Consider the following 13,649-nt stretch of genomic DNA (forward strand, 5'->3'; position numbering starts at 1 on the left):
ATGACAAGCTGCTGGGATTAGCTATAATGCGCAACAATTTTCTTTTTGGTGATAGTGCGATATGAACTCTCTGTTTGCCAGCACGGCGCGTGGACTGGAAGAACTGTTAAAAAGCGAACTCGAAGCGCTGGGCGCTCACGACTGTAAAATAGTGCAGGGTGGGGTACATTTTCAGGGCGACGATCGACTCATGTACCAAAGCCTGTTGTGGAGCCGCTTGGCTTCGCGCATTTTGCTACCGCTCAACGAATTCAAAGTTTACAGTGACTTAGACTTGTACCTTGGGGTGCAGGCAATTGACTGGCCGTCAATCTTTGGTGTGGACAAGACATTTGCCGTGCATTTTAGCGGCGTGAATGAGGAAATCCGCAATAGTCAGTATGGTGCATTAAAAGTAAAAGACGCTATTGTCGATAGCTTTACTCGCAAGCTGGATCAGCGCCCGACAGTGGCCAAACAGCAACCGGATATTCGGGTCAATGTGTTCCTGCAACGAGATATGGCCAGTGTGGCGTTAGATCTTAGCGGTGAAGGCCTGCATCAGCGCGGTTATCGCGACTTGACCGGACAGGCACCATTAAAAGAAAACCTGGCGGCGGCTATTATTCAGCGCTCAGGTTGGCAGTTGGGTACGCCAATGGTCGATCCAATGTGCGGCTCCGGTACGTTGTTGATTGAAGCCGCCATGATGGCCTCTGATCGCGCACCAGGTTTGCATCGGGCACATTGGGGCTTTACTGCCTGGAGCGCATTCAACGAAGAGCTGTGGCGCGAATTAACCAGCGAAGCACAAGTGCGTGCTCGCCGTGGCTTGCAAGAAACAACGTCTCGCTTCTTTGGCTCAGATATTGACCGGCGTGTCATTGAGATGGCTCGGGCCAACGCCCGCCGTGCCGGGGTATCAGAATTGATTACCTTTAATGCCAATGATGTCAGCAAGCTGGTGAATCCACTGCCCGAAGGGCCGGTAGGTACGGTTATCAGTAACCCGCCTTATGGTGAGCGGCTGGAAAGTGAACCGGCGCTGATTGCCCTGCACAATATGCTGGGCCGCATCATGAAAAGTGCATTCGGCGGCTGGCGTTTGTCACTGTTCAGCGCGTCACCTGAATTGCTGAGCTGCTTGCAGTTACGTGCAGAGCGCGAATTCAAAGCCAAAAATGGCCCGTTGGATTGTGTGCAGAAAAACTACCAGTTGGCGGCGAATCCACAGGGTGCTGCCGGCGTGCAAGTGGCAGAGGATTATGCCAACCGTCTGCGCAAGAATGTGAAAAAACTGGATAAGTGGGCTAAGCAGCAGGGTATTGAATGCTATCGCTTGTATGATGCCGACTTGCCAGATTACAACGTGGCGGTCGATCGTTACGGTAGCAAAGTTGTGGTGCAGGAATATGCGCCGCCGAAAACCATTGATGCGCAAAAAGCGCGTCAGCGCCTGTTTGATGTGATTAATGCCACTTTGGCGGTGCTGGATTTACCGTCAAATCAACTGGTGTTGAAAACACGCGAACGGCAGAAAGGTAAAAATCAATACGAAAAATTGGCACAGAAGGGTGAGTTCCTGCTGGTGAGCGAATATAACGCCAAGCTGTGGGTTAACCTGACTGATTACCTCGATACTGGCTTATTCCTTGACCACCGCATCGCCCGTCAGATGCTGGGTAAAATGAGTCAGGGTAAAGATTTCCTTAACCTGTTCGCCTATACCGGTACTGCCAGTGTTCATGCAGGGCTGGGTGGCGCGCGTAGTACGACCACGGTCGATATGTCGCGTACTTATTTAGAATGGGCTGAGAAGAACCTGCGAGCAAATGGCCTTACAGGTCAGCAGCACCGCTTGATTCAAGCTGATTGCCTCTCTTGGCTCAGTAACACCGATGAGCAATTCGATGTGATCTTCATTGATCCACCGACGTTCTCCAACTCCAAGCGTATGGAGACCACCTTTGATGTTCAGCGCGACCACTTAGTGCTGATGAAAGAACTTAAACGGTTACTGCGCCGTAAGGGGACAATCATGTTCTCTAACAATAAGCGTGGTTTCCAGATGGATTTGGCCGGTATAGCAGCGTTGGGGCTGGAAGCGAAAGAAATCACAGCGCAGACGCAATCTGAAGACTTTGCCCGTAATCGTCAGATCCACAACTGTTGGCTGGTCACCCACGCCAGCGAGGAAAAGTAAAAACTATGTCGTTAATTAGCATGTCCGGTGCTTGGCTGTCGTTCAGCGATGCACCTTTATTAGATAATACGGAATTACATATTGAGGCAAACGAGCGTGTTTGTCTGGTGGGCCGTAATGGTGCGGGTAAATCCACCCTGCTGAAAATCTTAAGCAAAGAAGTTCCTTTGGATGATGGTCGCATCACTTATGAACAGGATTTGATTGTCGCGCGTCTGCAACAAGATCCACCGCGCAATGTGGCCGGGACGGTGTTTGATTTTGTTGCTGAAGGCGTGCAAGAACAGGCTGAACATTTGAAGGCTTACCACGCGACGTTGCATCAGGTTGAACTTGATCCGAGCGAGAAAAACCTTAATCGTCTGGCAGCATTGCAGGAAATTTTGGACCATCAGGGCTTATGGCAATTAGACAGTCGTATCCAGGAAGTGTTGGTCCAATTGGGCTTATCGGCAGATGCCGAACTTTCGTCGCTGTCTGGTGGTTGGTTGCGTAAAGCGGCATTAGGTCGCGCACTGGTAAGCTCACCAAAAGTGCTGTTGCTGGATGAACCGACCAACCATTTGGATATTGAAACCATTAATTGGCTGGAAGGCTTCCTGAAAGAGTTCCAGGGCAGCATTGTCTTTATCTCCCATGACCGCTCCTTTATCCGTGCAATGGCCACTCGCATTGTCGATCTGGACCGCGGTAAGTTGGTGTCATGGCCGGGTAACTACGAACTGTATCTTGCCAGCAAAGAAGAAGCATTGCGGGTTGAAGAGTTACAAAATGCTGAGTTTGACCGCAAGTTAGCGCAAGAAGAAGTGTGGATTCGCCAAGGCATCAAAGCACGACGCACGCGTAATGAGGGCCGTGTTCGCGCCCTAAAAGCCTTGCGGATGGAGCGCTCACAGCGCCGCGAAGTGATGGGCACCGCCAAGATGCAAGTGGAAGAGACTGTACGCTCGGGCAAAATTGTCTTTGATCTGGAAAATGTGAATTATCAGGTTGATGGCAAAGTGCTGGTGAAAGATTTCACCGCCCAAGTCCAGCGTGGCGATAAAATTGCGCTGGTGGGCCCGAACGGTTGCGGTAAAACCACCTTGCTGAAACTGATGCTCGGTCAGCTTAAAGCAGACAGCGGCAAAGTGCATTGCGGTACTAAGCTGGAAGTGGCTTATTTTGACCAGCATCGTGCAGAACTTGATCCAGAACGCACGGTTATGGATAACCTGGCGGAAGGTAAGCAGGAAGTGATGGTCAATGGCCGTTCACGCCATGTTCTGGGCTATCTGCAAGATTTCTTGTTCCACCCGAAACGCGCGATGACGCCCGTAAAAGCCTTGTCTGGTGGTGAACGTAACCGTCTGTTATTGGCTAAATTATTCCTTAAGCCAAGTAACTTACTGATTCTCGATGAACCGACCAACGACCTGGATGTTGAAACGCTGGAACTGTTGGAAGAAATGGTAGATAGCTATCAGGGCACCGTGTTACTGGTGAGCCATGACCGCCAATTCGTTGATAACTCAGTGACAGAATGCTGGATCTTTGAAGGCAATGGGCAAATCAGCAGCTTTGTTGGCGGGTATTATGATGCTCACCAACAACGTGCTGAGGCAAAACCTATTCGTCAGGTTGCAGCTAAAGTGGAAGAAACCAAAGTTGCAGCGCCAGTAAAAAGCGCGGCACCCGCGGCGAAACGCCCTGGTAAGCTGAGCTATAACCTGCAACGTGAGCTGGACCAATTGCCGCAGCAGTTGGAAAAGCTGGAAAATGAAATCAGTGAGTTACAGGCTCAGGTCGGTCATGCTGATTTCTTCTCTCGTCCACATGAAGAGACGCAGCAGGTATTGAAAGCTTTGGCCGATGCTGAACAGGCATTAGAAGTGGCATTTAGTCGTTGGGAAGAGCTGGAAGCTCAGAAAAACGGCTAAAAATATGCAATAGCCGTTCTGTCAGATGAGGTGGTATACGATATTATGTCTATTGTTATATTAAGCCTCCTGACAAAACGGCACTCAGCGACATTAGTAATACCCAATAGATTTCCAAGTACAGGATGGCGGCAAGCGAAAGAATATCGACTCACTGACTGATGCCAGTGATTTGGGCTAGCGAATGCGGCCAACACACCTGTGCTTGGAAAGATAAAGGGTATTGAGGAATGAGATATTGTGTTCTGTAATTCAGCCTGAGCACGCCGGGCAGACAGGGAATGTGATCCTGTGCCGGCAGTGTGATATGTCAGTGGTCTTACCCTCTCTGCCTTATGGCACCAAAGCGGTATGTCCGCGTTGTAAAACAACCCTGACCGCGCGGTGGGATGAACCACGTAAGCGCCCAGTCGGTTATGCGCTCAGCGCACTGTTTATGTTATTGCTGGCGAATATGTTCCCCTTCGTTAACATGCGAGTGGCGGGGATCACCAGCGAAATAACACTGATCCAAATACCACAAGTGATGGTGGCTGATGACTATGTCAGCATGGCAACCTTATTTATGGTGCTGGTGCAGTTGATTCCGGCCTTCTGTATGGTGGCCATCATTCTGCTTTGCCTGCGGGTGCGTATGCCAACACGCTGGAAAGCATTCATCGCCAAAATATTATTCCAATTTAAAACCTGGTGCATGGTTGAGATCTTTCTCGCCGGTGTGCTGGTCAGTTTTGTCAAACTAATGGCCTATGGCGATATTGGCATTGGTAGCAGTTTTATTCCTTACTGTTTATTCTGCTTGTTGCAGGTGCGCGCTTTCCAGTGTGTTGACCGCCACTGGATGTGGCAAGATATTGCTCCCGCCCCAGCGCTACCTTACCCACTCGTTGCGGGCCGCACGGGGTTGCGTCAAGGTCTGCGCTCCTGTTCGTGCTGCACGGCGATTTTGCCGCAATCTCAAGAGCAATGTCCGCGTTGCCATACTCATGGCTATGTTCGTCGTCGCAATAGTTTGCAGTGGACCATGGCATTACTCATCACCTCAATACTGTTATATATCCCAGCCAATCTGATGCCGATTATGATTACCGAAAGCTTGGGTAGCCAGATGGGTTCGACCATTATGTCTGGGGTGATTTTCTTGTGGAGTGAAGGTTCCTACCCAGTGGCATTGGTGATTTTTATTGCCAGTATTATGGTGCCATCACTGAAGATGTTGGCGATCGGTTGGTTATGTTGGGATGCAAAAGGCAAGGGTAATACGGATACCGAACGGATGCATTTTATTTACGAAATAGTGGAGTTCGTTGGCCGCTGGTCAATGATTGATGTTTTTGTTATTGCAGTGCTTTCATCATTAGTCCGCATTGGGCAACTTATGAGCATCTATCCGGCAATTGGTGCACTGCTGTTTGCGATGGTGGTGATCCTGACAATGTTTGCTGCATTAACCTTTGATCCCCGGTTAACCTGGGATCGGATAAGTGAAACAACCCAAGAAGGAGCCGCAAGGTGACGGACAATAATCCCAGCCAGGGTGTGGCGGAAATTGAAAAAATCAAGCGGTGGTCCCCGGTGTGGATCATCCCTATTGTCACCGTGCTGATCGGCGCATGGATACTGTTTTATCATTTTAGCCATCAGGGGCCAGAAGTGGTTATGACCACTTTGAATGCTGAAGGCATTGAAGCCGGTAAAACAAAAATAAAAAGCCGTAGCGTGGATGTTGGCATCGTAGAGCAGGTCACTCTGAGTGAAGATCTCAACCACGTTATTGTGCAAGCGCGCTTGAGTTCCGGCATGAAGAATTTACTGCATAGCGATACGGTTTTCTGGGTGGTCAAACCCCAAATAGGTCGCGAAGGTGTTTCCGGTTTAGGGACACTGCTTTCTGGTGCTTATATTGAACTGCAACCCGGCGGCAAAGGTAAGGCATTAGATAAATTCACCTTGCTCGACTCTCCGCCGCTGGCGGCACCGGATGCCAAAGGCTTGCGCATTATACTCGACAGCGAACAGGCAGGGCAGTTGAATGCCGGAGATCCGGTCCTGTTTCGTGGTTACCGCGTGGGTTCAGTGGAGACCAGTACTTTCGACGCCAAATTACGCCTGATGCGTTATCAACTCTTTATTGGCGCGCCTTATGACAGTCTGGTGACGACCAATGTCCGCTTCTGGAAAGACAGTGGTGTGGCGGTTGATCTCTCCTCACAAGGGATGCGGGTGGAAATGGCCTCGCTGGCGACGTTGTTCAGTGGTGGCGTGAGTTTCGATGTACCCGATGGTTTGGATCTGGGTCAGCCAATCACGCAACAGAAGCCCGAATTCAAACTGTTTGATGACCGCAGTAGCATTCAAAATTCTCTGTACACTGAACATCAAGATTTCTTGCTGTTCTTCTCTGATTCTGTTCGCGGCTTGCAGAAGGGAGCGCCAGTCGAGTTCCGTGGGATCCGCGTGGGGACTGTCGGTGAAGTACCTTTCTTCGCCATTGGTATGAAGCAGCGTGTTGATAATGACTTCCGTATCCCAGTGCTTATTCGTATTGAGCCAGGTCGTTTCCGTAATGATTTAGGCCCGGATGCGAACTTTGAACAAACCCTGAAACAAGCCAAAGAGCGCGGTTTGCGAGCATCACTGAAATCAGGAAACCTGTTGACCGGTGCACTGTTTGTCGATTTGGATTTCTATCCAGATGCAAAACCGTGGAAAGGGCCGCTGGAAGTGGTGGGTTATCCGCTACTGCCAACAGTCAGCGGTGGTTTAGCGCAAATTCAGCAGAAACTGACGCAAACGCTGGATAAGATTAATAATTTGCCGCTAGAGCCAATGATTAATGAAGCCACCAAGACACTGGCTGAAAGCCAGAAAACTATGCATGAAACTCAGAAAACGCTGGAGTCACTGACCGCGATTACCTCTAGCCCAGCCATGCAGAACCTGCCAAAAGATCTGCAAAAAACCTTGAATGAGCTTAATCGCAGCATGAAAGGCTTCCAGCCAGGATCTCCGGCATACAATAAAATGGTGGGTGATATGCAGCGGTTAGATCAAGTGTTGCGTGAATTACAACCGGTATTGCGTACGCTGAATGAGAAGAGTAACGCGCTGGTATTTGAAGCGGCAGGAAGTCAGGACCCTCAGCCTAAGAAGGCCAAAAAATGATAAAATGGATGGCAGTAATCGCCGCGCTGTTACTCAGCGCTTGCAGTAGCGAACCCAGCAAGACGTATTATCAGCTACCAGCACTCAGCGCGCCTGCAACGGCCAGTAGCAACGTGACATCGCGGCAGCTGTGGATTGAGCATGTTGGTGTCGCTGATTATCTGGCTGCGGCTGGCGTGGTGTATCAGACCAATGATGTGCAGTATGTGATTGCCAGTAACAACCTTTGGGCCAGCCCACTGGACCAGCAATTGCAGCAAACCTTGGTGACGAATCTGAGTAATGCGCTGCCGGGTTGGTTGGTTTCCTCACAGCCACTCGATAGCGATCAGGACGTTCTCAATGTGACTGTAACCGGGTTCCATGGCCGCTATGATGGTCGTGCCATCATCCGTGGTGTTTGGATACTGAAACATCAGGACCAGCTTATTAAGCAACCATTCGATCTCGAGCTTAAACAGAGTGAAGATGGCTATGATGCTCTTATTCGTGCCTTGGCAGAGGGTTGGCAGCAAGAAGCTAAGACGATTGCAGCGCAGTTGCAGCGAGTTAAATAATATTTTGTTCTAAATCAGTCTAACCCTCTTTCATTGGTAATAATGAATTTATCGTGAAAGAGGGTTATCAATAAATATCAATAAGTTACCCTCCAATACTCCAAATCAATCACTTAGGCTAATCAGCGTGCATAGCTCACAAATGTGACATTGGCGTGAATTTTGCGCATTGCTTTTCTGTTTCCTAAGGTCTATCACTTAACTGTGACCGCACATAAAGTAGTCACTGTTTTCTTTCCACCAGACCGAAAGATGAGGGAAACGAGGCATGAAGAGACAGAAAAGAGATCGCCTGGAAAGGGCGTTGTCACGTGGGTACCAAGCAGGTATTTCAGGGCGTTCAAGGGAAATTTGCCCTTACCAAGCTTTAGACGCCAGATCACATTGGTTAGGAGGTTGGCGACAAGCCATGGAGGACAGGGCTGTGACCGCCTAAGCGGCTCTCTGTCAGACTAAAGGAACACCTCCGCTTTATGCGCATATCGCGGAGGTTTTTGAAAAACTCTTCGTACTTGCCGCCGCAGCGTTGTTGGTTGCTCTCATAAACCCGAATCATTGACAGAAGTCAACTCATCGGGATTTAATCGTTTACCGCCTAGCTGCAACACCAATTACTTTGAGTTATCTCTTCGTACTGACTGCCGCAGCATTGTTGGCTGCTCTCATAAACCCGAATCATTGACAGGCGTCAACTCATCGGGATTTAATCGTTTACCGCCTAGCTGCGGCCCCGCCTACCAGCGTTTCAGTAAGATACTCGCGTTGACTCCACCGAAACCAAAGCCATTTGACAGGGCATATGTCATTTCATGAGCCTGAGCTTTGCTAGCAATCACATTAAGCCCGCTGGCCGCAGGATCCAGATTTTCCAAGTTCAATGTTGCGGGGACAATTTGATCCCGTAATGCCAGCACAGTGAAAATGGTTTCCAGTCCGCCAGCAGCGCCGAGTAAATGGCCTGTTGCTGATTTTGTTGATGTAATGGCTAACGTATTACCCTCGCCAAACAAGTGCTTAATTGCATTGATCTCACCCAGATCACCCACCGGTGTTGAGGTTGCATGTGCATTCAGATGCTGAACTTGCTCGGGTTTAATTCCCGCCTGACGTAATGCAATTTTCATTGCACGATATGCACCGTCGCCATCTTCCGCGCCTGAGGTCATATGATAAGCATCGGCGCTGGTGCCATAACCGACAATTTCAGCCAATGGTTGCGCGCCACGGGCCAGAGCATGCTCTAACTCTTCGACAATCAGCAAGCCAGCACCTTCACCCATCACAAAACCATCACGGGCGCTATCGAATGGGCGAGAGGCTTTCTCTGGCGCATCATTAGAACCGGTCGATAATGCGCGAGCTGCCGCAAAACCGGCCAGGCTGACTTTATCAATTGCCGCTTCAGCTCCCCCACATAGGGCAATATCTGCTTCATCGTTGCGGATCATGCGTACCGCATCACCGATAGCTTGAACACCAGCCGCACAGGCAGTGACCGGGGCACCAATTGGCCCTTTAAAATGATGCTTGATAGAGACGTGGCCCGCGGCCAGATTTACCAAGAATGAAGGGACGGTGAAAGGAGACAGGCGCTTTGGTCCACGGCTATCTGTGGTGCGCACCGCATGTGCAATGGACGGGAAGCCGCCAATGCCGGAACCGATAACCGTGGCGGTTCGCTCTTGTTTATCTAAATCATCGGCTTGCCAGCCCGCATGGGCAATAGCCTCATCTGCTGCGGCCATCGCAAATTCAATAAAGCGGTCCATTTTCTTTTGATCTTTAGGCGCAACGGCTTTGTCCGGATCAAAGCCTGCCTCAGGGTCTGCTGCAAGAGTTGGAACTTGCCCACCAATTTTTGCCGCTAGATCGCCGACAATCTCCTCTGGCAGAACACGGATACCCGATTGTCCCGCCAACAGACGTTGCCAGACAGTTTCGATACCACAGCCTAATGGGGAAACCACCCCCATCCCGGTAATTACGACACGGCGCGTATTCATCATTTTTCCTTTCTAGACTCAATTGAATGTTGTGGGTGTCTGGCATCGACTGATTGTTTGTCATGCATCAGTGCCAGCCGTTTATTAATTATATCGCTCCTGACAGAGCCTGCCGTGAGGGTGACATCTTGTGCACGGATAGGCTGTCGAGTGGCATTGTCCAGTAAGATGGGTTCCAGCGGTGTGCCAGTACGGCGATCGGTGAGTATCACTGCGGGGCCATCGGGTGCAAAATGTTGATTACCCCATTGAAATAGGGCGGCAATAACCGGAAAGAAATCAGTGCCACGCTCGGTCAATAGATACTCATAGCGAGCAGGACGGGAGTGATAAAGCCGCTTTTCAAGGATGCCGCTTTCTACCAGATACTTTAAACGTCGGGTCAGGATAGTGGGGGAAAGCTGCAAACTTTGCTGAAATTCATCGAATCTCGTTAACCCCTGAAAAGCATCACGCAGGATCAGTATGCTCCACCACTCACCCACTCGCTCAAGGGAGCGAGCTACCGGGCAGGGCATATCTTGCAGGCGAGTTCTTTGCATACTGCTCCTCGTGTGTTCCTGTGAATATAGCTGATTACTGGCTGATATTAATTGGTGGCTACATTTATTGTAGTCACTAAAGTTAAAAAAAATGCCATTGGCATACTGATAACAATGCAGGGGATTTAACGGCCCCTGCATCAGGTCACGGATAAAGATATTAGAAAGCAGCAGTGTCTTTAAACAGGCCAACTTTCAGGTCGGTGGCGGTATAAATCACTTTGCCATCCACTAACACTTCGCCATCCGCAACACCCATGATCAATTTACGCATGATAACGCGTTTAAAATTAATACGGTATGTCACTTTCTTGGCGTCAGGCAGTACTTGGCCAGTGAATTTAACTTCACCGACACCCAGCGCGCGGCCTTTGCCTTCGCCACCTAACCAGCCAAGATAGAAACCAACCAACTGCCACATGGCATCAAGGCCCAGACAGCCAGGCATTACTGGGTCACCAATGAAGTGGCAACCGAAGAACCATAGATCCGGATTAATATCCAGTTCCGCTTCCACATAACCCTTGTTATAGAGGCCGCCGTCTTCCGTCATTTTGACGACACGGTCCATCATTAACATATTGCCTGCTGGCAATGGTGGCCCACCCGCGCCAAACAGTTCGCCACGGCCAGATGCTTCAAGGTCTTCTTTTGTATAGGATTCGCGTTTATCTACCATGTTCTCAGTAAGCCTTATTTTAATGAAGTGCGCAGAATAGCGTACAGCTGTACGCTGAGCAAGTCCGATCAGCCCTGGTTGAACCAGTTCAGCCAGCGTAGTGGCCATGGCCAACGATGCCTGTCCTGCGGATTTACTTGTGAGATTCGTTCTTGAATTATACCTAACAAGCTTGGTTGCTGCTCATCGGCATAAACCACACCGGTTAATAATGGCAATGCTTCAGCAGCACTATCCACCGCCCATAAATGGAATTGACCATTTTGCACCGCTTCAATGACTGCTTGATTCAAGCACAAATGGCGGACATTGGTGGCGGGTAAAATCACCCCTTGATGGCCCGTCAACCCACGACGTTGGCAAGCTTCGAAGAAGCCTTCGATCTTTTCATTGACGCCACCAATAGGCTGAACATTACCAAATTGGTCAACTGAACCTGTCACGGCAATTTGCTGATTGATTGGCTGCTGTGACAGGGCACTGATCAATGCACAAAGTTCTGCCAGTGATGCGCTGTCGCCATCAACCTCACCATAGGATTGCTCAAAAACAATGGAGGCGGAGAAAGGCAGCGGCTGATCAAGCTCCAATTCTGAAATCAAGAAAGCTTGCATAATCATCATGCCTTTAGCATGAATATTACCGCCCAGCTCTGCTTTACGTTCAACGTCAACAAATTCGCCATCACCTAAGTGGACGACGCAACTGATACGAGCGGGTTCACCAAAGGCATAAGGGTGGCCGGGATATTCCAAGACTGACAGACCATTAATCTGACCGACAACTTGCCCTTCGGTCTCAACCAGAATTTGCCCCAGTTCTATCTCATCCTGCATCCGTTCAGCCAGGTAGCTATTGCGCCAATCTCGGGCATTGAGCGCCACTTCCAGCGCGTTAGCTGTGATGGTGTCTTCTTCGGCATAAAGCGCAGCTTCCGCAAGCACGCGGGTCAGCCATTGTGGGCACAGTGGCAGACTGCCTTGGTCGCCGCTATAACGCACTGCTTGGCGGAACAGTACCGGCCAGGCATCGGCAGACAGCGCAGGGAGCTGTTTTTGCTGCAACAGTGTATTGATATAGCCGCACCACAAGGTCATGCCATCAATATCGACCAGCGGCAGCTCTACTTCGAACTCACCATAAATAGCCAATTCGCCCAGCTCGGGTTCCATATCATGGAAATCACCCAATCCCAGACGATCGCCAACCAGAATCAGACGTAAATCCAATGGCATTGACGGGATATGTACTGGCAAAGGACGAGTTTCATCCGGTGATAGCCAGTCGAAGCGCTGCTGAACAATCATCTGCTTCAGTCGTAACCACATCAAAGGCTGCGCCTGTAATGCGCGCACCGACAAGATCAAGATGCCGCCATTGGCTTGATGAACCAAGCCGGGCTGTAAACTTATTTGATCTTTATGCCATCTGACACAGCCAAACAGCTGTTCGGGCTCTACCCACTCTTGATAGAGACAGCGTGAGAGCGCCGCAAAGGGCTCGTCACCGCGTTGCGCTGGTTGCCAAGTGACTTGGTGACCGTGCACCAGATAATCTCCGCCAGACAGGGCAGAGGCCTCAGGTTGCAGCTCCTTAACAGCTTGAGCGATCAATGCCAAATACTCAGTACTTTCCTGTGCTTTGATCAGCATAAAACGCGGCTGAGATTGTGGATGACAGAATAACGTCATGCCATTTTCTAACCGGGGCTGAATCGCGGCGAAAGAAACAGGCTCCAACTGGGAGGCAGTAGCAAATAACGCTTCATATGGCGTTGTGTTCGGCAGCAGTGACTGCCATTCAAGTCTGTTATTGGTCAAAGTGATAGATGCAATCGTCAAAAAGGGAAAGTGCGATTATACAAGAATAAAGCAGACTGCATATACGTAGAGTGGTAGTTGGTGGCAAGGAGTAAGAAATCGGCAGTGTTCCGTACAAAAAACAAACTAATCATGTGCTTTTAGTAGGGTGAAATTCTGTGTAAAGCTGTTATGCTTGAGTTAAGTTACACGGTCACTAAAGAGCTCACGATGAAATATCAGCAACTGGAAAATCTGGAAAGCGGTTGGAAATGGGCGTATTTGGTAAAAAAACACCGTGAAGGTGAGGCTATTACTCGTCATATTGAAAACAGCGCCGCGCAGGAAGCAGTAGAGCAACTGATGAAACTGGAAAGTGAGCCGGTGAAAGTGCTGGAGTGGATTGATACTCACATGAATAGGCAACTGGCTAACCGGATGAAGCAGACTATTCGTGCCAGACGTAAGCGGCATTTCAATGCAGAACATCAACATACCCGCAAGAAATCAATCGATTTGGAATTTCTGGTTTGGCAACGTTTGGCAGCTCTTGCCAGACGCCGAGGGATAACTTTGTCAGAGACCGTTGTTCAATTAATTGAAGATGCTGAGCGCAAAGAGAAATATGAGAGTCAGATGTCGTCCTTAAAGCAGGACTTGCAGGATATTCTGAGGAAAGAGATTTAAGCTGTTTAGGTATGAATCAATATTCAGAGCACTAAAATACGGCTATTAAGCCAATAAGATATGCCGTGTATTTTGCTGATATAGATACTAAAGAATATCTAATAAGAAACAGATGA

Annotated in this window: 10 protein-coding genes and 1 pseudogene; 7 read left to right on the top strand and 4 right to left on the bottom strand. The window is 49.5% G+C overall.

Annotated features, from left to right (window positions below; translation table 11 throughout):
• The first annotated feature begins 61 nt into the window (after positions 1 to 61).
• From rlmKL to rmf, 6 genes and pseudogenes are all read left to right on the top strand, one after another.
• Positions 62 to 2,182 (top strand): bifunctional 23S rRNA (guanine(2069)-N(7))-methyltransferase RlmK/23S rRNA (guanine(2445)-N(2))-methyltransferase RlmL, encoded by a 2,121-nt coding sequence (rlmKL, locus tag N0H69_RS11360; RefSeq protein ID WP_050121013.1) that lies wholly within the window; start codon positions 62 to 64, stop codon positions 2,180 to 2,182.
• A gap of 5 nt (positions 2,183 to 2,187) precedes the next feature.
• Positions 2,188 to 4,101 carry an ABC transporter ATP-binding protein gene (locus tag N0H69_RS11365; protein ID WP_050106331.1) on the top strand — a complete coding sequence of 638 codons (1,914 nt, stop codon included), beginning with the start codon at positions 2,188 to 2,190 and terminating at the stop codon, positions 4,099 to 4,101.
• A 238-nt stretch (positions 4,102 to 4,339) separates the two neighbouring features.
• Positions 4,340 to 5,627 (top strand): annotated as a pseudogene (gene pqiA / locus N0H69_RS11370) (membrane integrity-associated transporter subunit PqiA).
• On the top strand, positions 5,614 to 7,266 hold the full coding sequence (gene pqiB / locus N0H69_RS11375) for an intermembrane transport protein PqiB (protein ID WP_050106332.1): 1,653 nt from the start codon (positions 5,614 to 5,616) through the stop codon (positions 7,264 to 7,266). The pseudogene pqiA and the gene pqiB overlap by 14 nt, the downstream one beginning before the upstream one ends.
• The gene (pqiC, locus tag N0H69_RS11380) at positions 7,263 to 7,823 is read left to right on the top strand and encodes a membrane integrity-associated transporter subunit PqiC (RefSeq protein ID WP_050151064.1); all 561 of its coding nucleotides are present in this window, start codon (positions 7,263 to 7,265) and stop codon (positions 7,821 to 7,823) included. Before pqiB ends, pqiC begins: the two co-directional genes overlap by 4 nt.
• 268 nt (positions 7,824 to 8,091) lie before the next feature.
• Positions 8,092 to 8,259, top strand: coding sequence for a ribosome modulation factor (rmf, locus tag N0H69_RS11385; RefSeq protein ID WP_005170911.1), 168 nt, complete (start codon positions 8,092 to 8,094; stop codon positions 8,257 to 8,259).
• 298 nt (positions 8,260 to 8,557) lie between these two features.
• On the opposite strand, the gene fabF is transcribed toward rmf, so the two are convergent.
• From fabF to N0H69_RS11405, 4 genes are all read right to left on the bottom strand, one after another.
• A complete protein-coding gene (gene fabF, locus N0H69_RS11390; RefSeq protein WP_050151065.1) occupies positions 8,558 to 9,826 on the bottom strand; it encodes a beta-ketoacyl-ACP synthase II in 1,269 nt (422 codons plus the stop codon).
• Positions 9,826 to 10,368 (bottom strand): winged helix-turn-helix transcriptional regulator, encoded by a 543-nt coding sequence (locus N0H69_RS11395; RefSeq protein WP_050106335.1) that lies wholly within the window; start codon positions 10,366 to 10,368, stop codon positions 9,826 to 9,828. Before N0H69_RS11395 ends, fabF begins: the two co-directional genes overlap by 1 nt.
• A gap of 160 nt (positions 10,369 to 10,528) precedes the next feature.
• A complete protein-coding gene (gene fabA / locus N0H69_RS11400; RefSeq protein ID WP_050106366.1) occupies positions 10,529 to 11,047 on the bottom strand; it encodes a bifunctional 3-hydroxydecanoyl-ACP dehydratase/trans-2-decenoyl-ACP isomerase in 519 nt (172 codons plus the stop codon).
• A gap of 68 nt (positions 11,048 to 11,115) precedes the next feature.
• Complete coding sequence (locus tag N0H69_RS11405; RefSeq protein WP_050151066.1) at positions 11,116 to 12,867, bottom strand: AAA family ATPase; 1,752 nt, start codon at positions 12,865 to 12,867, stop codon at positions 11,116 to 11,118.
• Positions 12,868 to 13,077: 210 nt separating this feature from the next.
• Here N0H69_RS11405 and matP point away from each other — a divergent pair, with 210 nt between their 5' ends.
• Positions 13,078 to 13,533 carry a macrodomain Ter protein MatP gene (gene matP, locus N0H69_RS11410; protein WP_050136584.1) on the top strand — a complete coding sequence of 152 codons (456 nt, stop codon included), beginning with the start codon at positions 13,078 to 13,080 and terminating at the stop codon, positions 13,531 to 13,533.
• Positions 13,534 to 13,649: the final 116 nt, after the last annotated feature.

It is taken from the genome of Yersinia alsatica (assembly GCF_025133195.1).
Classification (GTDB): domain Bacteria; phylum Pseudomonadota; class Gammaproteobacteria; order Enterobacterales; family Enterobacteriaceae; genus Yersinia; species Yersinia alsatica.

What these genes read in the sequence shown, in the direction of transcription:
- rlmKL (WP_050121013.1), top strand. Translation starts at nt 62, where the DNA reads ATGAACTCTCTGTTTGCCAGCACGGCGCGTGGACTGGAAGAACTGTTA.
- N0H69_RS11365 (WP_050106331.1), top strand. Translation starts at nt 2,188, where the DNA reads ATGTCGTTAATTAGCATGTCCGGTGCTTGGCTGTCGTTCAGCGATGCA.
- pqiC (WP_050151064.1), top strand. Translation starts at nt 7,263, where the DNA reads ATGATAAAATGGATGGCAGTAATCGCCGCGCTGTTACTCAGCGCTTGC.
- rmf (WP_005170911.1), top strand. Translation starts at nt 8,092, where the DNA reads ATGAAGAGACAGAAAAGAGATCGCCTGGAAAGGGCGTTGTCACGTGGG.
- fabF (WP_050151065.1), bottom strand. Translation starts at nt 9,826, where the DNA reads ATGAATACGCGCCGTGTCGTAATTACCGGGATGGGGGTGGTTTCCCCA.
- N0H69_RS11395 (WP_050106335.1), bottom strand. Translation starts at nt 10,368, where the DNA reads ATGCAAAGAACTCGCCTGCAAGATATGCCCTGCCCGGTAGCTCGCTCC.
- fabA (WP_050106366.1), bottom strand. Translation starts at nt 11,047, where the DNA reads ATGGTAGATAAACGCGAATCCTATACAAAAGAAGACCTTGAAGCATCT.
- matP (WP_050136584.1), top strand. Translation starts at nt 13,078, where the DNA reads ATGAAATATCAGCAACTGGAAAATCTGGAAAGCGGTTGGAAATGGGCG.